Origin of the sequence: Dactylosporangium sp. CS-047395 (genome assembly GCF_050942185.1) — a bacterium.
Taxonomy (GTDB): domain Bacteria; phylum Actinomycetota; class Actinomycetes; order Mycobacteriales; family Micromonosporaceae; genus Dactylosporangium.
On sequence record NZ_CP192015.1, the window covers coordinates 3,762,799 to 3,783,669 of the forward strand.

A 20,871-nucleotide genomic window follows, 5' to 3' on the forward strand; every position below is an offset into this window, starting at 1 on the left:
CGACGGGGTCGCCCGCGGCGCCGGTCGGATGCATTCCGTAGTCGTCCATTGACCCTTGTAACGGCCGCCCGGGATAATCGGGGCCGTGGACGCCCAGCTCGAACCGCCGCTGCGGGTGGAGTTCTCGTACGGCCCAGGAGTCCGCCAGGTCGCGCTCGGCGGGACCGAGGCGCTGGACCGCTCCGTACGCGCGATGAACGACGCCATGGGCATCATCCGGCAGATGGCGGGACGGGTGCGCCAGACCGTGCGCGCCATGCCCGGCCGCCCGTCCGAGGTCGAGGTCTCGTTCGGCATCAAGTTCGACGGGGAGGCGGGCGCGGTCATCGCCAAGGCCGGCGTCGAGGCCTCGATCAACGTGGTGTTCCGCTGGGACGCGCACAACCTGGCCGAAGCCAACGCCAAAGCCGCAGCCGAAGCCGAAGCCGAAGCCGAAGTCAAAGACGACGCCGAACCGCCGCTGGAGCTCGCGGTCGTCGCGGTGCCGCCGCAGCCCTCGCCGTGACCGGGTCCACCGACCGCGTCATCCTGCAGGACCTGCGCAACTGCACCGTGCGCGTCCGCACCCTGGACGGCGCCGCGGTGGTGGGCACCGGCATCATCGTGTCGCGCGACGGCCTGGTCATCACCTGCGCCCACGTGCTGCGGGCGGCCGCCGTCGACCCGGCCGAGCTGGGCGCGTCGGTCACCGTCGACATCCCGCGCCGGCAGGACCGGCCGGGCTGGTCGGCGGTGGCCCGGGTGGTCTGGTACCCCGACGGCTTCGACGACGACATCGTGTGCCTGCGCCTGCGCGGCCGGGTCGACCTGCCCGCCGACCGGGTCGCCGCGCTCGGCTCGGCCCACGACTCGCAGGACAACCGGTTCCGCAGCTACGGCTTCCGGCGGCTGCAGAAGTACCTCGGCGGCATCGCCGACGGGATGATCCTCGGCGAGGTCGAGCCGCCCGAGGAGGCGGTGGCACTGACCGACCCGGTGCAGCTGCGCTCGACCCAGATCAACGCCGGCATGAGCGGCAGCCCGGTGCTCGACACCGTGCGCAACCTCATCGTCGGGGTGGTGTCCGAGACCTGGATCCCGGACACCACCGGCAAGGACAGCGAGACGGCGTGGGCCGTGGACGCCCGGGTGATCGGCTTCTCCCGGCTCGGCATCGACCTCAGCGACCACCCGCTCCCGCTGCGCCGGGCCGAGCCGCCGGTCTTCGACGAGGCCCTCGCGCGGCAGGCGGTGCCGGTGCCGGGTCACCGGCTGGCCGACGCCCCGTCGGTGGTGACCGACTGGGTCGGCCGCGAGGACCTCATCGGCCTGTTCGACGAGGCCTGGGAGGGCCGCCGGATCCTCGTCGTCGGCATGATCGGCTTCGGCGGCGAGGGCAAGAGCAGCGTCGCCCGGCGCTGGATCGACACGGTCGTCGAGCGCGGCGACGACGTCGCCGGGATCTTCTGGTGGAGCTTCACCGAGCGGCCCAGCACCGACGAGTTCCTGTCGGCGGCGGTGGAGTTCCTCAGCGGCGGGCGGCTGCGCCCGGCCGACGTGGGCGGGGAGGCGGGCAGCCGGGCCGCGGTGGTCGCCGGGGTCATGCAGCAGCGCCGGTACCTCTTCGTGCTCGACGGCCTGGAGGCGCTGCAGTACGAGCGGGGTGACCAGTACGGGTCCGTCACCAGCCAGGAGCTCTACGACTTCCTGCGCTTCGCCGCGACACCCGGGCACCAGTCGTTCTGCCTGCTCACCAGCCGGGTGCCGGTGCTCGACCTGGCTGCCTACAGCACCTACCAGCACGCGGCCATCGTCCCGCTCAGCGTCGCGGAGGGCCGCGACCTGCTGCGCAAGCTCGGCGTCATCGGCCCCGACGCGTCGCTCGAGCAGCTGGCGGCCGACTGGGGCGGGCACGCGCTCACCCTCACCCTGGTCGCGGCCTACCTGCAGCGCCGGTACGCGGGCGACCCCCGGCGGATCGGCGCCCTCCCGCCGCCCGGCTCCGGGCTGTCCGAGGGCGAGCGGGTGCGGCGGATCCTGCGGGAGTACGACGACCTGCTCGCCGAGGAGGAGCGCCAGGTCCTGGTCCGCTGCTCGCTGTTCCGCGGCCCGGTCGAGGACGACGCCCTGCGCGCCGTGCTGGGACTGGCGGGGGACGACGCCGGCTGGGCCCGTACCGTGGCCCGCACGTTGCTCTATCTCGAGGTGGCCCGGGTGCTGCGGCGCGACTCCCGGTCCCGGCTGGTGCTGCATCCGCTGGTCCGCGACTTCTACCAGGCGCACGGCCGCCGGGAACAGCTCGACTGGCGGCAGGCGCACGAGCTGGCCTTCGCGTACTACCGCTCGGCGCTCGCGCCCGCCCCCGCCTCGCTCGACGACCTGGAGCCGGCGATCGAGGCGGTGCACCACGCGTGCCGGGCCGGGCGCTACGACGAGGCGTGCGACATCGCCTACGACCACGTCTACCTCGGCGACCGGGCGCTGGTGACCAGCGAGCTCAACGCGTACGAGGCGGCGCTGTCGATGTTCACCGGCTTCTTCCCCGGCGGCGACGTGCACGCCGAGCCGCTGCTGTCCGACCCCGACTCCCGGGGCTGGCTGCTGCACGAGGTCGCCGCCTGCCTGCAGATGCTGGGCCGGCTGCGGGAGGCGGCGAGCACGTTCCGGCGGGCGAGCGCCGCGTTCGTCGAGCTCGGCTCGTGGCACGAGGCGGCGGTCAGCTGCCAGAACGTGACCGAGTTGTACCTGCACCTGGGCGCCCTGAGCAGCTGCCGGCGGCTCATCCCGGAGGCGTTCGACCTGGCCGGACGGGCGGCCGACAAGGAGGACGAGCTCGTCGCCGAGACCCTGCGCGGCGCGCTCGCGCACATCGAGGGCCGCTCCACCGAGGCCGAGGCGGCGTTCGGGCACGCGTTGCGGATCGCCACCGCGCACACCCCGATCCCGGCGCTCTACAGCTCCAGCGGCACCCGGTACGCCGAGCACCTCATGCGGGTCGGCCGGTCCGCCGAGGCCCTCGCCGTGCTGCGCCGCAACGTCGAGATCTGCCGCACCGCGGGCTGGCTGGCCGACGTGGCCCGCAGTCACGTGGGCATCGGCGACGTGCACGTGGCCGCGGGCGACCTCGACGCCGCCCGGACCGCGTACGACGAGGCGCTGCGGGTCGCCCGCGGCATCACCCGCCGCGACGTGCTGGTCGCCGCGCTGCTCGGCCGCAGCCGCTTCGACATCGCCACCGGCGACCGCGGCGACTCGCTGACCCACGCGGTGCACGCGCTGCATCTGGCGATCATCGGGGGCTACCGGCTGTACGAGGTGGACGCCCGGATCGTGCTGGCCCAGCTGCGCGCGCACGCGGGCGACCCGGAGGCGGCCCGGGCGGAGCTGACCCAGGCCCAGGAGATCAGCATCGAGATCGGCTACTACTGGGGCGAACACGACGCGGCTGTGGCAGCGGGCGTCATCGAGCGCCTTCGAGGCGTTTAGCTCGACGGTGCTCTAAGGTCTCCCGCTGTGTGGGCGCCTTGGAAGCGGGGTTTTCACAACCCTCTGTGGCTGGACGGGGCTCTAAGGTCTCTCACTGTATGGGTGCCTTGGTAGCGGGGTTTTAACAACCCTCTGTGGCTGGACGGGGCTCTGAGGTCTCCCACTGTATGGGTGCCTTGGTAGCGGGGTTTTCACAACCCACTGGGGCTGGACGGGCACTGGAAGGTCTCAGCACTGTATGGGCGCCTTGGCAGCGGGGTTTTCCGTCGAATGTCCTGAAAAGCAGTGGGGGAGCTCCGCTCCACCCACACCCCCTCAAAACCGCACCTGGTCCTATCAGGAGCCGTTTGCTTGGTCGTCGGGTTGGCGGTCTGGCTGGGGTTCTGTTTGGGGTTCTGGTTTTGGCTCTGGGCCGACGATTCGGTCCAGTTGTTCGGGGCTGAGGCGGGGGTCGATCGGGGTGATGCGGCGGCGCCGGCGGGGCGGGTCGCGGGGGTCGTCCGGCTCGGCGGGTTCCGCGGGCTCGGTCACGGGACTCACGTTATCGCACGGGCGCCGATAGGGTCGCGCTCGGTCTGCTGCGGGCGGGCGGTTGAAAACAACCAAGCGTTTGCTTGCCTCAGGGCGGTACAACTGCTAAATCTTTTAAAGGATTTTTGGCAGTCACCTCCGGAGGTGAAGAGACGTGACAGCAGTCGCGGAGAGTGGAGTCAAGGAGGGCGGGGCGGCCGTCTGGTCGCCGCGCGTCACCCCGCCCATCGGGGTCGAGCTCACCGAGGCGCAGGCCCTGGCGTGCGCGTTCCGCATCCTGGCGGGCACCGGCTTCAGCGAGAACATCGCCGGGCACATCACCATGGTCAAGAACGCCGACGGCGACATGTGGATCAACCCGTGGGGCCTGTGGTGGGACGAGGTGAGCGCCTCGGACCTGTGTGTCGTCGACCGGGACGGTGCCGTGAAGGAGGGGCGCTGGGACGTCACCCCGGCGTTCCACATCCACACCGAGCTGCACCGCGCCCGGCCCGACGCGCGCGTGGTGGTGCACAACCACCCGTACTACGTGACCGTCCTGGCCGCGGTCGGGGTGCTGCCCGCGATCGTGCACCAGACCGGGTCGATGTTCGACGGGGACCTGGCGTTCGTGCACGAGTACACCGGCGAGGTGGACGACGCGGCGCTCGGGGCCGACCTCGCGCGGCGCATCGGGGACAAGTCCGTCGTCATCCTGGCCAGTCACGGGATCATCGTCACCGCGCCGACGATCCAGGAGGCGACCTACCGCTCGGCGAGCATCGACCGTGCGTGCCGGCTCGCGTACGACGTGATGCTCCTGGGCAAGGACCCGCTCGCGATCGCGCCGGGCCTGCGCCACGGCATGAAGAAGTCCCTGCTGGAGCGGGGATCGGACTACTTCTGGGCCGGCGCGGTCCGCAAGCTGCTGCGCCACGAACCCGACGTCCTCGAGTAGGAGAGCACATGGCTTCGATCGACGAACTGCTGCGCAACACCGGATTCACCACCGCCGACCGCAACAAGGTGACGTTCCTGCCCGATCCGCCCCGGCAGGAGCGCAAGTACACGTTCATCTCCGTCGACGACCACATCGTCGAGCCGCCGGACGCGTTCGACGGCCGGATGCCCGCCAAGTACGCCGAGCAGGCGCCGCACGTCATCGAGAAGGACGGCAGCCACGTCTGGGTGTACGACGGCAACGAGTTCCCCAACGTCGGCTTCAACGCCGTGGTCGGGCGCCCGGTCGACGAGTACGGCATGGAGCCGTGCCGGTTCGACGACATGCGCCGCGGATCGTGGGACATCCACGAGCGCATCAAGGACATGGACCTTTCCGGGGTGTACGCCTCGCTGTGCTTCCCGTCGTTCCTGCCGGGCTTCGCGGGGCAGCGCCTCCAGCTGTCCACACAGGACGCCGAGCTCGCCCTCGCGGCCACCCGCGCGTGGAACGACTGGAACATCGAGGCCTGGTCGGGCGCGTACCCCGATCGGATGATTCCCTGCCAGCTGCCGTACTTCCTCGACCCCGAGGTCGGCGCGCAGGAGATCTACCGCAACGCCGAGCGCGGCTTCAAGGCCGTCACCTTCAGCGAGGCGCCGCACATGCTCGGGCTGCCGTCCCTCCACACGGGACACTGGGACCCGATCATGCGGGCCTGCGCCGAGACCGGCACCGTGGTGAACCTCCACATCGGATCGTCGGGCACCTCCCCGTCGACCGCCGAGGACGCCCCGCCGGACGTGGTCGGCGTGCTGTTCTTCGGGTACTCGATGTTCTCCGCCGTCGACTGGCTGTACTCGCGCATCCCGGTGCGGTTCCCGGACATCAAGATCGTGCTCTCGGAGGGCGGGATCGGCTGGGTGCCCGGCCTCGTCGACCGGCTCAACCACATGCTGAGCTACCACGCGATGTACGGCACCTGGAAGGGCATCGAGCTCACCCCGGCCGAGGTCCTGCTGCGCAACTTCTACTTCTGCGCGGTCGAGGACCCGTCCTCGTTCGCCCTGCGCGACGTGATCGGCGTCGACCACATCCTGCTCGAACAGGACTACCCGCACTGCGACTCGACCTGGCCGCACACCCAGCGCACCATCGAGGAGGAGATCGGCGGGCTGCCGGCCGCGGACGTGCGCAAGATGACCTGGGAGAACGCCTCCAAGCTGTACCGGCACCCGGTTCCGGCCGCCGTGCAGCAGGACCCCGACGCCTACTAGGCTCGATGTCGTGGAGCCCCGGGTACGCGTCCATCGGCTCGCCGAGCAGGTCGCCGACCGCATCCGGGCGCAGATCATCAGCGGCGAGCTGGCCGACGGCGACCCGCTGCCGAAGTCGGAGGAGCTGAGCCGGCGCTACCCGGTCAGCCTGCCGACCCTGCGCGAGGCGATGCGCATCCTGGAGGCCGAGGGTCTCATCACGGTCCGCCGGGGGCGGCTGGGCGGTGCCGTCGTGCACCGGCCGTCCCCGGCGAACCTCGGGTACAACCTCGGGCTCGTCCTCGCCGCCCAGCACTCGGACATCGGTGACGTGGCGGTCGCGCTGCGTCACGTCGAGCCGGCGTGTGCGGCGTTGTGCGCGGCCCGGCCGGACCGCGCCACGACGGTCGTGCCGCGGCTGCGGGAGCTGCACGAGGAGTACCTCGCGAGCATCGGCGACCTGCCCACCGTGGTCGGGGTGTCGCGCCGGTTCCACGAGGCCCTGGTCGAGCTGTGCGGCAACCCGCCGCTGATCGTGCTCGCGGGGGCGCTGGAGGCGCTGTGGTCCAGCCACGAGGAGGGCTGGGCGAGTCGCACCGAGCCTCGAGGTGTACCGCTCGGGCAGCGCCGCGAGTCCGGCGAGGTCCACGGCCGGATTTTGGAGCTGATCGAGGCGGGGGAGCCGGCGGCGGTGCACCAGCTCGTCGCCGCCCACCTGGCCACCGCGCAGCGCAACCCCAAGCCGGCCGGGTCACCCACGATCGACCTCACTCTGCTGAGGGAGCTCATGCGACCATCAGGCGAGGCGGGCGTTCCGGGCTGAGCGGGCCTGCTACGTTCGGCCCATGGCAGAGCTGGTCGCGGACCCGGTCCCCGAGACGCGGCCCGGGTATCGCGCGCTCGCCCGCAACTCGGCGATCGCGGCCGGCGCGGTGGTCGCCAACGGACTGCTGAGCGCGGCGATCCTCGCGCTGTGCGCGAAACTGGGGCAGACCGCCGAGATCGGCGCGTACACGGTCATGACGTCCGCGCTCGCGTTCGTCGTCATCTTCCTCAGCGGCGGCTCCACCCTGCTCTACCTCAACGGCACCGAGGAGCAGCGCGCCCTCGTGCGCAGCCAGTGGATGCTCGTCGTCGTCCCCGGCCTGCTGCTCGGCACCGTGGCCGTGGGCGCCTTCTACGCCGCACGAGGGTACGGGATCGGCGCCCTGGCCGCGGCCGGCGTCATCGCGCTCGGCAACGGGCTCGCCACCCTGCAGCTGTCCGACTTCAGCCGCCGGATGCGCTTCCTGGAGAGCGCGGTGCTCATCTGCGTCAGCAAGGCCGTCTCGCTCGTGCTCGTCGTGCTCGGCGTGCCGCTCACCCTGGCGCTCGCGGTGATCGGGCTCGCCCAGCTGCTCGCCGGTGAACTGATCCTCGGCAAGCACGGCTCGCTGCGGGCCAAGCTCCTGCACGGGCTGTCGTTCCGGCGGGCGATCCAGGGGTACAAGAGCAGCCGTCATCTTTTCGGCTATTCCCTCGGCGAACTGTATGTGGCCCGGTTCGGCACGCTCGTGCTCTCCCTGGTCGCCAGCCCGGCGGTGATGGGCAGCTTCGGCGCCATCGTCACCGCCTACCAGGCCATCGGCGGCGTCGTGCAGTCCGCGTTGCAGGTCCCGATGGTCGCCCGCGCGCGCGACCGGCTCGGCATCGAACGCTCCGCCCACCCGGCCGGCTTCTCGATCGCGGTCGCACTGGCCTGCGCCGTGCCGATGGCGGCCGCGGTCGCCGTGCTCGCCCCGTTCCTGACCGGCACCGTCCTGTCCCTGCCGCACCACCAGGCGGCCGCCTGGCTGGCCGTGTTCATGCTCGCGCTGCCGTTCATGGCGGTCACCCGCGCCCTGCTGTTCAACTGGATCGGCGACGCCCACTACAGCCGGGCGACCAAGGCGATCGCGATCCTCGCCGGAGTCCTCACCGTCACGGTCGCCGCGGGTGTACCGCTGTTCGGCCCCCTCGGCACCGCCGCCGCCACCGCCGCCGCGGAGGCCGTCGCCCTGGCGGTCATCCTTGCCACCCTCCAGCGGAGGGCGTATACCTTGCGCGCGTGAAGATGAGGGTCGCCATCGGCGTCGCGGTCGCACTGGTCCTGTCCTGCTGTGGATTCACGCTGTACCGCCACTTCGCCCCGAATCATCACGCGTTCGGCGACAAGGGCTGCTACGCGAGCACCACCAACGTCGAGGAGCTCTCGCCCGCCCCGTGCAGTAAGCCCCACCAGGCCGAGATCGTCGACTTCTTCTACCCCGACGGCGCCGAGACCGGCTGCCACAAGGCGGCCGAGGACTTCCTGGGCGGCCCGCTCGCCGACGCGCGGGTCGAGCTGCGGCGCCTGCCGTACGTGCGCGAGGACTTCACCTCCCTCGCCTGCGCGCTCGTCGTCACCACCGACTCCGACGACGCCGAAACCGAGTACGCCGGCACCCTGCACGGCGCGATGTCCGGCGACCGCCCGATCGCGATCCGGTGCGGCCGCTACGACGAGGGCCGCCTGGAATATCGTGAGTGCGGCGCCGACCACACGGCCGAGTACGTCGGCTCGGTCACCGACGGCGGCGACCACGAGGGCAGCTGCCGGCAGACGGCCGCCGCGTACCTGGGCCAGCCCGTGGACGATTTCGCCGCCCGCAAGGACCTGCGCGCGTACGTGCTGGGCTCCCCGCGCGACGGCCGTACCGGCTGCGTGGTCTCGTTGCTGCCGGGCAAGACCGGCCTGACCACCTCCCTCAAGAACCACGGCCCCGCCACGGTGACCGCCTGACGCGCCGGGATCTGACCTTCAGGAGCGCGCGGCGATGTGGACGAAGGAGCGGACGAGCGGGGTCACCCGGTCGGCGCGCCAGGCGATCAGCAGGCGGCTCGGTGCCCGGTCGTGCACCGGCACCGTGACGAGGCCCGGCGGCAGCGGCTGGTCCAGCGGGGCGAGGGCCGACGTGCCGTTCCACAGCACCGACTGCAGGCACTCCTGGATCGTGCGCAGGACCGGGGCGTCCGGGTGCGGCGGCCCGGTCCAGTACGCCGCCCACGCCGCGTCCGTCCCCTCCGGCAGGCGGATCCAGCGGCGGTCGCCCAGGTCGCCGACCGCGACCGACGAGGCGCGGGTGAGCGGGTCGCCGGCGCGTACCACGACGCCGACCGGCTCGCTCGTGAGGGCGTGCACGCGCAGGCCGGTCTCGTCGAACGGGGCGCGGGTGAACGCCACGTCGACCAGGCCCGTGCGCAGGCCCGCGGTCGGGTCGCTCAGGTCGGACTCGTGCACCGAGACCGTCACGTGCGGGTGCTCGGCGCGGAACGCGGCCACGAGGCGGCCGCTGAGCAGTTCGGCGGTGTCGGCGAGGGTACCGACGGCCAGCGTCGCCGTGCCGGCGGCGTCGCGGACCCGCTCGCGCAGCCGGTCGGCCTGCTCCAGCAGGGCGCGGGCCTCGGCGTAGAGGGCGTCGCCGGCCGGGGTTGGACTCACCCCCTGCGGGGTCCGGTCGAGCAGCGTCGCGCCGAGGTCGCGCTCCAACCGGCGCAGCGCCCGGCTCAGCGGCGGCTGGGTCATGTGCAGGCGGGCCGCCGCCCGGCCGACGTGGCGCTCCTCGACCACGGCCTGGAAGTACCGCAGCAACCGCAGGTCCACCCGCGCACGATACCCAGAAGGTATGCGCGCCGCCCGTTCGGACTTGGACGGCCGGGGTGCGCCGGGGCGACGGTGGTCCCATGGACAACCTTCGCGTCATCACCAGCCGGTCGGACGCCACCGAGGCGCTGTTCGAACGCCCGAACGTGCAGACCCGCCCGACGCTGCCCGACATCTTCCGCGCGCTCGTCGACGGCGAGGCGGACGTGGCCGAGTTCGGGCTCACGTTCTACTTGCGGGCGTTGGACGCGGGCGCACCGTACACGGCGATCCCGGTCTTTCCGACCCGGGTCTTCCGGCACTCGTCGGTGTTCGTGCACGCCGGCAGCGACATCACCGGCCCGGCCGACCTCACCGGCCGCACGATCGGCGAGTTCGGCGTCTACGGCCAGGACTCCGGCGTGTGGATCAAGGGCGCGCTGATGGACGAGCACGGCTTCCGCCCGGAGACGAACCGCTGGGTGATCGGCGGCCTCGACCGGCCGATGGCGCCGTTCGACTTCACCACCCACCCGCACCCGGCCGGCGTCGACGTGCGCCGCGCGCCCGACGGCAGGACGCTGAGCGGCATGCTCGCATCCGGCGAGATCGACGCCCTGTTCACCGCGAACGTGCCGCAGCCGGTGCTCGATCGCTCACCCGCCGTCCGCCGCCTGTTCCCCGACTACGAAACGGCCGAACGCGACTATTTCCGGCGCACCGGCATCTTCCCGATGATGCACCTGCTCGCCGCGCCGCGCGCCCTGTTCGCCGATCGCCCCGGCCTGGCGCGCACGGTCTACGACGCCTTCCTGGAAGCCAAGAACAAGGGCCTGCAGCGGTACCGTGCCAACGAACGCCTCTACCAGGCGCACCACCTGCTGCCGTGGACGAACGCCCTGTACGAGCGCAACGCCGAACTGTTCGCGGAGGACTGGTGGCCGTACGGCATCGCCGCGAACCGCACGGCGCTGGACACGTTCCTGCGGTACCACCACGAGCAGGGCCTATCGCCGCGCCGCTGGACCGTCGAGGAGCTCTTCGCCCCGGAACTGCTGGACACGTAAGCTTCGGTGACCATGGAGCCGTTCCCCCTGCCGCCCTGTGAGCCCGGCTTTCAGGATCTCGACGCCGTGGCCGCCGCCGTCGAGGCGTGGGCCCGCTGCGACGCGATGGCCGAGCTGGTCGCCGAGTTCGGTGGCGACGCGCGCGGCGACCTCGACCGGCTCGCCGACTTCTCGGCCGTCTGGGACTACCGGGCCGGGGTCAGGGAGCGGTTCGACACCGAGCGGATCGACTTCGAGCCCGAGCGCGACGCGCGGGTGCGCGACCTGATGCACGGGCTCGGCATGGGCGGCCCGCCGGCGCCGCGGCACGCGCGGTACGACCACGTCCTCGTGCTCGGCGGCGGCATCCGGGTCGCGCTCGGCCGTACCGACTACACCGCCCGGCTCCTGGCCGCGGGAACGACCACGCGCACGCTCACCGGGCTGGGCAGTCACCGCTACCGCGACGACCGCGAGTTCCGCGAGGCCGAACGGCTCGGCCTGCCCGGCGTCGAGACCGAGGCCGACATGATGGCCGCGGCGTTCACGAAGTTCTTCGCGCTCGGCGCGCCCACGCGGGTGAACGAGCACCATCGCGCCTGGGCCGGCGAGCGCCACGTGCTCGCCGCGCCGTCGACGCGGCCGCCGCTGCGGGCGAACACGGCCGACACGCTCATCGGCTGGGCCGAGATCGTGCACGAGCCGAAGCCGGACGAGCGCGTGCTGCTGGTGACCAACGCGCCCTACGTGCGGCACCAGCACTGCGACGCGATCAGGCTGCTCGGCAGCAGGTACGGCTGCGGCATCGAGACCGTCGGCTACGACGACGCCGCGACCGCCGCCTGGGGGCGCCCGCTCAGCACCACCGAGCTCCTGCAGGAGGTGCGCTCGTCGATCCTCGCCATGCGCAACCTGCACCGGCGGTAGGAGTCCGCGCTCATACCGTACGGCGTGCGGGGTGCAGGATACCCAGAACGCGCGATTCGGTAACTTGGAGTAATCACCTTGCTACGGTCGGCGCCATGACCACGGGTGCTGTGCCACCCAGCCACCTCGCGCGGAAGCCGGTGAGTGCACGTGCCTGACCTAGCCGATCCCACCATCAGTTCCATCAAGCGCGGCGACCTGAGGATCCACACCTTCACGGCGCCCGACGACTTCCTCGCCGACTCGACCCACGTGCTGGAGACCGACGGGGCCCTCGTGGTCATCGACGGGCAGTTCGTCGCGCCCTACGCGGTCGCCTTCCGGCGCTTCGTCGACGCCTTCGACAAGCCGATCCGCAAGTTGTACCTGAGTCACTCCCACGTCGACCACTGGTTCGGGCTCAGCACGGCGTTCCCGGACGTGCCCGTCTGGGCCGCCGAGGCGACGATCGAGGAGCTGCGGCACACCGCCGAGTCCGAGCGGGCCGCCCGGCGGATGCAGTACGGCCCGATGGTCCCCGACGCCGTCGTGATGCCCCAGCACGTGGCCGAGCCGGGCCACGACACCGTCGACGGCGTCGACTACCACCTCGACGTCGTGCGCAACGCCGAGTGCGGCGCCCAGCTCGTGCTCACCCTGCCCGGGCACGGCGTCACGATCGCGCAGGACCTCGTGTACAGCCAGACGCACGTCTACGTCACCCGCGACGCCGCCAACACCGTCGCCCTGCTGCGCATCATGGCCACCTCCGGCTCCGACGTGTTCCTGGCCGGGCACGGGCCGGTCGCCGACTCCGCCGAGGTGCTGCACAACGCCGACTACCTCGCCTTCGCCGAGCAGCGCCTGGCCCACGACGACCCGGCCACGTTCAAGGAGGCGCTGCTGGCCGCGTACCCGCAACGGCGCTGCCCCCAGCTGCTGGACATCTTCATCCCGCGCCTGTACGAGACGTCCACAGTGGAGGCGCTGCGATAACCCCGAGCGCGCTGCGTGACGCTGGGTGAGCGGGGCAGCGGGGATGCGCGACGGCCGGATAGCATGCGGTGGGGGAAATCCGACGCACGCGCCGCGCCGATCGTGCGTGCGCCGCGATCACTTCGGGTAAGAAGATCCCGCGCCGCCCGGGCGGCGCTCAGGGGTGCGCGCGAACATGCCGCTGCACAACGTGGATGCACGAGGCAAGCGGAGGATTCGCGTGACGTACCGATGGGACATCCGCACCGACGGCCCGGCGCACTTATGGACGGCGGCCGAACGCGCCGGCCGCCTGCGCACCACCCTGCACGCCATCGCCGCCGCGTTCCCCGGCGAGGCCGACACGGTCCGGATGACCCCCGGCGGCGACCAGACACCCGTCGGTGCGCCGTCGCTCGTCCGCGACCTCGAAGCCGCCGGCCCCGAACCGCTCACCCTGGGCCGCGGCCGGCTCTGGATCACCTGGCACGAGGCCGAGCGCGGCCGGGCCGGCCTGCACGTCGGCACCAAGCCGCTGCTGAACCCGGTCCTCGAGGAGCACCTGCCCGCCGTCGCGGGCCTCGTCGCCGAGCTCGGCCGGGCGTGGGAGGCCGACTACGCCTGGATCGACCTGGTGCACGTACGCGAGGAATGGAACCGCCCCGAACCCGGCGCGCCGGTCTTCTCGCTGGCCACCTGGCTGCGCACCACCGCCGCGCGAACCGACACGGACGGCCTGGACGTCGACGTGACCGACACCGGCGACGGCCGGCTCATCGTGCTGCGCCTGCCCCCGGCCGCGGTCGGCAACGACGAGGACGGCACCGTCAGCGGCGGCCGGGCCCTGGTGCAAGCCCTGGCCGCGAACACCGTGCGGCCCGGCGCCGGCCCGGCCAAGTAGCCCCGTATCCTGTGACAATGGTCGATGCCACGTCCTGTGTGGACACCATCGTGGGCATCGTGCGCAAGGTCTCTCCGCCCGACGCCGTGCGGTCCGTCCTGCTCGCCGAGGTCGACGACCACTACACGGGCACCCGGATGGAGTTCCATTCGGCGACGGGCCCGCTGGACAGCAGCGGCTGGGTCGTGTTCGCCGACCCGTGGACCGACGAGCTGAGCGACACCCTGCTCGCCCTGCGGGCCGTCATGGTCGCCCAGGGCAGCCCGTCGCGGTTCGGCCTGACGTTCACCGTGCAGGGCGACGGGGCCTTCGACGTCAGCGTGACGTACGAGATGCCGCCAGATCTTCCCTGGATCCACTGAAGAACGCCTTGATCGGCTCGACGACCCGCTCCGGCGCCCGGTTGATCCCGTCGTGCCCGCAGCGCGCGACCGGCAGCACCCGCGCCCGCGGGATGGCGCCGGCGAGGGCCTCATTGACCGGCTTGTAGTACGGCGGCCCGGCGACCCGTAGGCGAGCAGCACCTCGGCCTTGACGCCGGCCCACTGCGCCGCGGGCCCGTCGGCGAGCCGGATCTGCTGCGTCTCGTCGAGCGTCTGGGGCAGCAGCCCGCCCATCATCCGCCCGACCGGGGTGCGCAGGAACAGCCGGCAGAGCGCGATCCGCGCCCCGAGCGGCAGCCGGGCCAGCCCGGAGTGCGTGTTGATCCCGCCGGTGGTGATGGCCATGCTGCGCGGAATGTCCCCGTCGGCCGCCGCCTGCCGAGCGTCGTCGAGCCATTCGCCCGGATTCATCCCGTCCACGCCCACGGCCGCGTCGTAGACCGCGAGCCGCTCGATGGGCAGCGTCTTGGCCGCCTCGAGCGCGATGAACCCGCCGGAGCTGTGCCCGATGACGTTGCTGCTCCCGGTGGCCCGCAACACCGCCGCGAGATCGTCGATGTCCTGCGCGAACGTGTACGGCTCCCGGCGCGGCCCGGCATCCGCCCGCCCGCGCCGGTTGTAGAGGTGCACGGTGAACCGGTCGGCGAGCCGGTGCGCGAGTCGCTGGTACACGGCGATCGTCACGCCGCCGCCGTGCACCACGACGATCCCGGGCCCGCTGCCGAAGCTGTGCACCACGATGTCCGCCCCGTCGGGCGCCTGCACCCGCTGCTCCATGCCTCCCCCTCCGTCGAGCAACTGCGAACGACGTTAGCAGTTTAGCACGGGACGGCGCGGAAGTGAGAAAGTTCGGGGCGGCATGCAACCCGCAGCGGGTCGGGAGTCGTGAGTAGCGCATGACGGAACGGGACACGGCGTTCGCCGAGTACTTCGCCGCGCGGTCGGACGCGATGCGCGGCACGGCGTTTCTGCTGTGCGGGGATTGGCACCGGGCCGAGGACCTCACGCAACAGGCGTTCACGAAGTTGTACCTCGCCTGGAACCGGGTCTCGCGGCACGAGGTGCTCGACGGGTACGTGCGGCGCACGCTGGTCCGCACGTACCTCGATGAGCGACGGCTCGGCTGGTGGCGGCGCGTGCGCACCACCGGCACGCCGCCGGAGCGGGTCGCCCTCGACCCGGGGCCGGAGGAGCGGGTGGCGGTGCTCGCGGCGCTGTCCGCGGTGCCGGCCCGGCAGCGCGCCGTGCTGATCCTGCGGTACTGGGAGGACCTGTCCGTCGAGGAGACCGCCGAGCTGCTCGGCTGCTCCGAGGGCACGGTCAAGAGCCAGGCGTCGCGGGGACTGCAGACCCTGCGCAGCCGGCTCAGCCCGACGTTCTCGACCGACTGACCCACCGCTGCGGACCGAAGTGAGCGCGAATAGACATGGGTGAATAGGAATGGACGAACACAACTTCCGGGCCTCGTTGCGCGACGCCCTCGAACACAGCAACCAGCCGCCGGGCATGCGGCCCGAGGTCGCGCTGGCGGAGGGCCGCCGGGCCGCCCGCCGGCGGACGGCCGCCATCGGGGGCGCGGGCGTCGGCGTGCTCGCGGCGCTGACCGCGGTGGGCGTGGCGGCGACCGCGGGCGGGGCCCCGGCCGGGCAGCAGGCGGCCGGACCGGGCCGGCCGAGCGTGGCCGCCACCGCGCCCGCGCCGGCCGGGACCGCCGGGCCGTCGCCGGTGCCGATCGGCAGCGACACCAAGGAGGTCTGGCCCACCGGCCCGGACGGCACGCCGCAGGGCGACCGCACGGCTCGGGCCGGGGTGAAGTACGACAAGGCCAACGCGCTGCTGGAGCACCTGCTCACGCTCGTTCCGGCCGGCTACACGGCCGCCGACGACAAGGGCGGCGACAACGCGATCCCCTCGCGGAACACGCAGGCCCAGTTCGAGGACCGGAGCGGCGGCAAGGACCGGTGGAGCTACCTGTCGTCGGTCGAGATCCGCAAGGACGGCCGGGCTGGGCAGATCGTCGTGTCCGTGTACGAGCCGGGGCTGCGCAACACCGGCGCGAGCGGCCCGTGCGACCTGCAGTTCTGGTCGAAGGCGGCCAGCTGCAAGATCGTGAAGGTGGGCGGCAAGGACGTCGCCGTGGCCACCGGGGGCGAGCAGGACGACCGGATCGACCGCTGGGCGGGCTACATCCACCCCGACGGTACGGTCGTCTACGTCGCCCTGTCCCGCTACGGCAACTTCGGGCTGGCCCTGGACCACGCGGGCAACCCGCTGGAGCAGCTGCCGTTCGACGACCAGCAGCTGGCCGCGCTCGCCCTCGACCCGGCCCTGCACATCACGGCCTGAGTCACACCGCCCGCTCGATCTCCTCCGCCAGGGCCTGGTCGCCCTGGCGGAGGGCGCCGCCGGCCATGGTGTCGAAGAACAGCCGCCGGCAGCCGTCGAGCTCGGCGTAGACCGTGCCGCCGGTGCCGTCGGGCCGCAGGAACAGCGCGAACCGGCTCGCGTGGGCCGTGCACGGGGACGGCGGGCCGGCGGCGAGGAGCTTGGCCCGCAACGGCGTCCAGCGCTCCTCGGCCAGCGCCCCGCCCCGGTCGAAGTCGCCGCGAGGCTTGCCGCTGCCCTGTTCTGCGGGCTCTACACGGTACAAGCAGAGCCGCACTTGGCCCTTGGGCGCGTCGACCGGGCGCTTGGCGTAGTCGATGCTCCCCAGGTCGGCCGTGACCGCCCCGACCATGTCCGCCCAGGCCATCTGGCAGCCGGTGCTCGCCGCGGCCGAGGACGTCATCTCCCGCAGCACCCGCGTGCGCACCGTGGTGAGCTCCAGCCGCTCGACGGCCTGGCGGGCCTCGATCCGCAGCTTGCCGCACGCGTCGGTGGCGACACCCGGGCGCAGCCACCGGCCGCCGGCGTCGAGCACCGCGAACCACGCGATGCCGGGCAGGTCCATGGTGCACGCCGAGGTGGTGCGCGGCTGGTCGGGCAGGCGCAGCGCCGCGGTCAGGGCGGCCACGTCGGTCCCGCGCCGCTCCCGCTGCACCACGTCCTCGCCGCCGTCGGCCCGGGGCTGGATCGGCTCGTCGCACACGACGACCGCGGCGGGGGTGAAATCGGCCGGGAGCCGCGGCAGCTCCAGCGCGTCCGGACCGGCGACGGTCTGGGCCGCGGCCGTCTCGCAGGAGGTCCAGGCGGGGTTGATGATCGGTGCTCCGGTCGCCACCGGGGGCACGGCCGGGTGGTCGCCGGTGTCCCTGGGGGCGCAGGCGGTGAGCCCGGCGAGGGCGAGGACGAGGACCGCGAGGCTTCGCATGCCTGTTCCGACGCTTGCCGGACACGCGAGGTTCCGTCAGCCGAGGGCCTCCAGGAACTGCTTGGCCCAGCGACCGACGTCGTTGGCCCGCACCGTCTCGCGCATCTTGCGCATCCGCGCGGCCAGGTCGTCCGGGCTCGCCGCGATCGCCGCGTTGATGCCGCGCTTGAGGTCGTCGACGTCGTACGGGTTGACCAGGAACGCGTCGGACAGCTCGCTCGCGGCCCCGGTGAACTCGCTGAGCACGAGCGCGCCGCCCTCGTCGCGGCGGGCCGCCACGTACTCCTTGGCGACCAGGTTCATCCCGTCGCGCAGCGGCGTGACCAGCATGATGTCGGCCGCCAGGTACAGCGCGACGAGCTCGGCCCGGCTGCGCGACTGGAACAGGTAGTGCAGCGGTGCCCGGCCGACGTCGCCGAACTCGCCGTTGATCCGGCCGACCTCGCGCTCGACGCGCTCCCGCAGCTGCTGGTACTGCGCGACCCGCATCCGGCTCGGCGTGGCCACCTGCACCAGCACGGCCTCCTCGTTGCTCACCGTGCCGTCCGCGAGCAGCTCGCCGTAGGCCTCGATGCGCTGGTCGATGCCCTTGGTGTAGTCCAGCCGGTCGACGCCGAGCAGCAGCAGCCGGCGGTCGCCGCCGAGGTCCTTGCGCAGCCGGCGGGCCTCCTCCTGGACCTCCGGGTCGGCGGCCAGCTCGTCGATCTCGGACACGTCGATCGAGATCGGGAAGGCGCGGGCGGTGACGGTGCGCCCCTCGTACTCCACCCGCTCACCCTCCGGCCGCAGCCCGAGCAGCTGCGTGGTGAGCCGCAGGAAGTTCTGCGCCGCGAGGGGCTGCTGGAAGCCGACCAGGTCGGCGCCGAGCAGCCCGCGCACGAAGTCGGTCCGCCGCGGCAGCTGCATGAACAGCTCGACCGGCGGGAACGGGATGTGCAGGAAGAACCCGATGCGCAGGTCGGGCCGCAGCTCGCGGAGCATGCCGGGCACGAGCATCAGCTGGTAGTCGTGCACCCAGACGGTGGCCCCCTCGGCGGCGACGGCCGCGGCCGCCTCGGCGAAGCGCATGTTCACCGCCTGGTAGGCCACCCGCCACGGCCGGTGGTGCACCGAGGGCTCGACCCCGTCGTGGAACAGCGGCCAGATCGTCGAGTTGGACTGGCCCTCGTAGTAGCGGTCGATGTCGTCGGCGCTGAGCTCGACCGGGTGGATGTGCACGCCCTCGTGCTCGAACGGCTCCGGCCGCTCGTCGGGGTTGCCGGTCCAGCCCACCCAGGCGCCGCCGGAGCTGCGCGTGATCGGCTGCAGCGCGCTCACCAGGCCGCCCGGCCCGGCGTCGACCGGCAGGCGGTTGGCCACTACCACGAAACGCTTCACGGCCCTAGCTGTACCGCATGCGGGCGGGATGAAACGTGGGAAGGGCCCCCGGTCACCCGGGGGCCCTCGTTCGTTGCCGTGGTGCTACAGGTGGTTTAGAGCGCCGGGTAGGCGTTCTGCATCAGCTGCTGGAACTGCGCCGAGAACCACGCACCCGAGATGGGGGCGTTCGGCAGCGCGCCCGACGGGCTGTTGCCGTTGCGGCCGTTGCCGCCGTAGCTCGGGTCGCACATGCCGTCGAAGCCCTTGCCGCCGGGGTTGTTCGGGCCGGTCGGGACCAGCGAGCTGGAACCGTCCGACTCGCCCGGGGGCTTGATCCACACGTAGGCGTCGATGCCCGCGGCCGGCGTGGCCCGCGGACGCTCGCCGAGACCCGCACCGCTCTGGTTGCACCAGTTGCCGGCGTGGATGCGCCGGTCGATGCGGGACGCGTTGACGTAGGTGTTCACGTCGGTCGAGGTGCTCGCCGCGGTGGGCCGGGCCGAGCCGCCCCAGCCGTTGCGGGAGGTGTCGATCAGCATGCCGATGTTGGAGTTGAAGCCCAGGGACACCAGCTGGTTGCGGAAGGCCTGGGCGAAGGTGAGCTCATCGGTGTACTGGTTCCAGTCGATCCACTTGGACTGGCGGATGTTCTGGCCGCCGACCGTGACGGTGGGCTGGATGAACGGCTCGGACAGGGCCGAGTAGTTCGCCGTGTTGGTGATGAAGCCGTCGACGGTCGCGAAACCGCCGGTGGCACCCTGCACGGTCTGGGCGAACAGCTGGGCCGACGGGTTGAAGTTGCTGTCCCAGCCGAGCCAGCCGTGGTGGGCCGCGTCGATGTAGTTGTAGATGTTCGTGCCGGCGGCGTGGAACTTGCTCAGGGCGTACTGGATGCCCTTCTGGTAGTTCCCGTTCGCCTTCATCGTCGCGCAGGCGGCGGTGGCGCCGGCCTCGCCACCCGCGTTGGTCACCAGGTTCGGCAGCGAGTCGATCTCGACGATGTTGACGATGCGGATCCCGGCGTACTTGGAGTTCGCCTCGACCGCCGCGATCGCGTCGATGTACTCGGACTTGTACCGGTCGATCTCGGTCGGGCCGAGCTCACCGTTGGAGGCCAGCGCCGCGCAGTCCCGGCCGGGCAGGTCGTAGATCACGAACTGGGCCAGCGTCGCGCCCTGGGCGAGCGCGTTGTCGAGGTGCGCCGCGAGGCTGGTGGTGTAGCCCGAGCCGGACGGGGCCGAGATGGCCGCGATCGAGTCGAGCCAGACGCCGGTCGGCTGGTTGGAGACCCGGCTGCCGCCGGCCTCCGCGGCGGCCTTGGCCGACCAGTCCGGGTTGACGTACCACTTGGCGCCCACGTACGGGTTGTCGACGTGGGTGCCGTTGTTGCCGCCGCCGGTGGTGACGCTGACCGCCGCCGCCGAGCTGGTGGCCGTCTTGTTGGCCGCGCTGGTCGCCTTGGCGGTCAGCGAGTAGTTGCCCGCGGCCACGTTGGTCCAGCTGAACGTGTACGGGGCGGAGGTGTCGGTGCCGAGCAGGGTCGAGCCGTTGTAGAACTCGACCTTGCTGATCGTGCTGCCGCTCACGCTGGCGGAGGCGGCGAGGCTGATCGTGGCCGGCGCGGTGTACGACGAGCCGCTGGTCGGGCTGGTCAGCGACACGGTCGGGGTGCCGCTGGTCGGGTTCGACGGCGAGGTCGAGGCCGACGGCGACTGCGAGGACGGACCGCCCGTGGTGCCGCCGGTGCAGGCGGTGCCGTTGAGCGTGAAGTTGGTGCCGGCCGGGTTGCTGCCACTCCAGTTGCCCGTGAAGCCGAACGAGACCACGCCGTTGGTGCCGACGTTGCCGTTGTAGGCCATGTTCGTGGCGTTGACGTGCACGCCCGACTGGGTCTTGTTGGCGTTCCAGATCTGCGTGATCGTCTGCGAGCTGTTGCCGAAGTCCCAGCCGACGTTCCAGGCGGTGAGCGCGTCACCGAGGTTGGTGACGTCGACCTGGGCCTGGAAGCCGCCCGGCCACGAGCTCACGATCGCGTACTTGGCCGAACACCCGGCGGCCGCGGACGCCTGGTTGGCGACCACGACGGCACCGGCGGTCGCCACGAGGGCGGCGGCCGATATGAGGGCGATCTTGCGCCTCATCGACTCTCCTTACATTGACGGGTCGGAATCGAGGTGGGG

General features: G+C 72.1%; 19 protein-coding genes and 1 pseudogene. 15 read left to right on the top strand and 5 right to left on the bottom strand.

Annotation, left to right across the window (positions count from 1 at the left end):
- Positions 1-85: 85 nt before the first annotated feature.
- From ACQP00_RS17710 to ACQP00_RS17740, 7 genes are all read left to right on the top strand, one after another.
- Positions 86-505, top strand: coding sequence for a CU044_2847 family protein (locus tag ACQP00_RS17710; RefSeq protein WP_433220345.1), 420 nt, complete (start codon positions 86-88; stop codon positions 503-505).
- Entirely contained in the window at positions 502-3,465 is a 2,964-nt protein-coding gene (locus ACQP00_RS17715) for a tetratricopeptide repeat protein (RefSeq protein WP_433220347.1), read from the top strand. Before ACQP00_RS17710 ends, ACQP00_RS17715 begins: the two co-directional genes overlap by 4 nt.
- A gap of 685 nt (positions 3,466-4,150) precedes the next feature.
- Positions 4,151-4,933 (top strand): class II aldolase/adducin family protein, encoded by a 783-nt coding sequence (locus ACQP00_RS17720; protein WP_433220349.1) that lies wholly within the window; start codon positions 4,151-4,153, stop codon positions 4,931-4,933.
- An 8-nt stretch (positions 4,934-4,941) separates the two neighbouring features.
- On the top strand, positions 4,942-6,192 hold the full coding sequence (locus ACQP00_RS17725) for an amidohydrolase family protein (protein WP_433220351.1): 1,251 nt from the start codon (positions 4,942-4,944) through the stop codon (positions 6,190-6,192).
- Positions 6,193-6,202: 10 nt separating this feature from the next.
- A complete protein-coding gene (locus ACQP00_RS17730) occupies positions 6,203-6,994 on the top strand; it encodes a FadR/GntR family transcriptional regulator (RefSeq protein WP_433220353.1) in 792 nt (263 codons plus the stop codon).
- A 22-nt stretch (positions 6,995-7,016) separates the two neighbouring features.
- A complete protein-coding gene (locus ACQP00_RS17735; protein ID WP_433220354.1) occupies positions 7,017-8,261 on the top strand; it encodes a hypothetical protein in 1,245 nt (414 codons plus the stop codon).
- Positions 8,258-8,971 carry a hypothetical protein gene (locus ACQP00_RS17740; RefSeq protein WP_433220356.1) on the top strand — a complete coding sequence of 238 codons (714 nt, stop codon included), beginning with the start codon at positions 8,258-8,260 and terminating at the stop codon, positions 8,969-8,971. The genes ACQP00_RS17735 and ACQP00_RS17740 overlap by 4 nt, the downstream gene beginning before the upstream one ends.
- 18 nt (positions 8,972-8,989) lie before the next feature.
- Here ACQP00_RS17740 and ACQP00_RS17745 read toward each other — a convergent pair whose 3' ends face one another.
- Complete coding sequence (locus ACQP00_RS17745) at positions 8,990-9,832, bottom strand: LysR substrate-binding domain-containing protein (protein WP_433220358.1); 843 nt, start codon at positions 9,830-9,832, stop codon at positions 8,990-8,992.
- 80 nt (positions 9,833-9,912) lie between these two features.
- On the opposite strand from ACQP00_RS17745, the gene ACQP00_RS17750 reads away from it, so the two are divergent.
- The 6 genes from ACQP00_RS17750 (at position 9,913) to ACQP00_RS17775 (ending at position 14,461) form a co-directional block, all read left to right on the top strand.
- Entirely contained in the window at positions 9,913-10,878 is a 966-nt protein-coding gene (locus ACQP00_RS17750) for a hypothetical protein (RefSeq protein WP_433220360.1), read from the top strand.
- A gap of 12 nt (positions 10,879-10,890) precedes the next feature.
- On the top strand, positions 10,891-11,784 hold the full coding sequence (locus tag ACQP00_RS17755) for a hypothetical protein (protein WP_433220362.1): 894 nt from the start codon (positions 10,891-10,893) through the stop codon (positions 11,782-11,784).
- Positions 11,785-11,934: 150 nt separating this feature from the next.
- A complete protein-coding gene (locus ACQP00_RS17760; RefSeq protein WP_433220364.1) occupies positions 11,935-12,759 on the top strand; it encodes a hypothetical protein in 825 nt (274 codons plus the stop codon).
- 352 nt (positions 12,760-13,111) lie between these two features.
- A complete protein-coding gene (locus tag ACQP00_RS17765) occupies positions 13,112-13,639 on the top strand; it encodes a hypothetical protein (protein ID WP_433224387.1) in 528 nt (175 codons plus the stop codon).
- A gap of 17 nt (positions 13,640-13,656) precedes the next feature.
- Complete coding sequence (locus ACQP00_RS17770; protein WP_433062139.1) at positions 13,657-14,001, top strand: hypothetical protein; 345 nt, start codon at positions 13,657-13,659, stop codon at positions 13,999-14,001.
- A gap of 169 nt (positions 14,002-14,170) precedes the next feature.
- Entirely contained in the window at positions 14,171-14,461 is a 291-nt protein-coding gene (locus ACQP00_RS17775) for a hypothetical protein (RefSeq protein ID WP_433224389.1), read from the top strand.
- Here the strand turns inward: ACQP00_RS17775 and ACQP00_RS17780 are convergent.
- Positions 14,389-14,799: pseudogene (locus tag ACQP00_RS17780) on the bottom strand (alpha/beta fold hydrolase); the annotation flags it as partial. The gene ACQP00_RS17775 and the pseudogene ACQP00_RS17780 overlap by 73 nt on opposite strands.
- 119 nt (positions 14,800-14,918) lie before the next feature.
- Between ACQP00_RS17780 and ACQP00_RS17785 the strand changes: the two are divergent.
- The gene (locus ACQP00_RS17785; RefSeq protein ID WP_433220366.1) at positions 14,919-15,413 is read left to right on the top strand and encodes a SigE family RNA polymerase sigma factor; all 495 of its coding nucleotides are present in this window, start codon (positions 14,919-14,921) and stop codon (positions 15,411-15,413) included.
- A 49-nt stretch (positions 15,414-15,462) separates the two neighbouring features.
- Complete coding sequence (locus ACQP00_RS17790; protein ID WP_433220368.1) at positions 15,463-16,368, top strand: hypothetical protein; 906 nt, start codon at positions 15,463-15,465, stop codon at positions 16,366-16,368.
- Between the two features lies 1 nt (position 16,369).
- On the opposite strand, the gene ACQP00_RS17795 is transcribed toward ACQP00_RS17790, so the two are convergent.
- The 3 genes from ACQP00_RS17795 to ACQP00_RS17805 form a co-directional block, all read right to left on the bottom strand.
- Positions 16,370-17,332, bottom strand: a complete 963-nt coding sequence (locus ACQP00_RS17795; protein ID WP_433220370.1) for a hypothetical protein — start codon at positions 17,330-17,332, stop codon at positions 16,370-16,372.
- Positions 17,333-17,368: 36 nt separating this feature from the next.
- Positions 17,369-18,709 (bottom strand): alpha,alpha-trehalose-phosphate synthase (UDP-forming), encoded by a 1,341-nt coding sequence (locus ACQP00_RS17800; protein ID WP_433220372.1) that lies wholly within the window; start codon positions 18,707-18,709, stop codon positions 17,369-17,371.
- A gap of 95 nt (positions 18,710-18,804) precedes the next feature.
- Positions 18,805-20,832, bottom strand: a complete 2,028-nt coding sequence (locus ACQP00_RS17805) for a glycoside hydrolase family 6 protein (protein ID WP_433220374.1) — start codon at positions 20,830-20,832, stop codon at positions 18,805-18,807.
- Between the last annotated feature and the right edge of the window lie 39 nt (positions 20,833-20,871).

Bases quoted from the DNA above. Each gene is read 5' to 3' on its own strand.
- ACQP00_RS17795 (WP_433220370.1), bottom strand. From the start codon at position 17,332: ATGCGAAGCCTCGCGGTCCTCGTCCTCGCCCTCGCCGGGCTCACCGCC.
- ACQP00_RS17765 (WP_433224387.1), top strand. From the start codon at position 13,112: ATGACCCCCGGCGGCGACCAGACACCCGTCGGTGCGCCGTCGCTCGTC.
- ACQP00_RS17735 (WP_433220354.1), top strand. From the start codon at position 7,017: ATGGCAGAGCTGGTCGCGGACCCGGTCCCCGAGACGCGGCCCGGGTAT.
- ACQP00_RS17725 (WP_433220351.1), top strand. From the start codon at position 4,942: ATGGCTTCGATCGACGAACTGCTGCGCAACACCGGATTCACCACCGCC.
- ACQP00_RS17805 (WP_433220374.1), bottom strand. From the start codon at position 20,832: ATGAGGCGCAAGATCGCCCTCATATCGGCCGCCGCCCTCGTGGCGACC.
- ACQP00_RS17750 (WP_433220360.1), top strand. From the start codon at position 9,913: ATGGACAACCTTCGCGTCATCACCAGCCGGTCGGACGCCACCGAGGCG.
- ACQP00_RS17785 (WP_433220366.1), top strand. From the start codon at position 14,919: ATGACGGAACGGGACACGGCGTTCGCCGAGTACTTCGCCGCGCGGTCG.
- ACQP00_RS17790 (WP_433220368.1), top strand. From the start codon at position 15,463: ATGGACGAACACAACTTCCGGGCCTCGTTGCGCGACGCCCTCGAACAC.
- ACQP00_RS17755 (WP_433220362.1), top strand. From the start codon at position 10,891: ATGGAGCCGTTCCCCCTGCCGCCCTGTGAGCCCGGCTTTCAGGATCTC.
- ACQP00_RS17770 (WP_433062139.1), top strand. From the start codon at position 13,657: ATGGTCGATGCCACGTCCTGTGTGGACACCATCGTGGGCATCGTGCGC.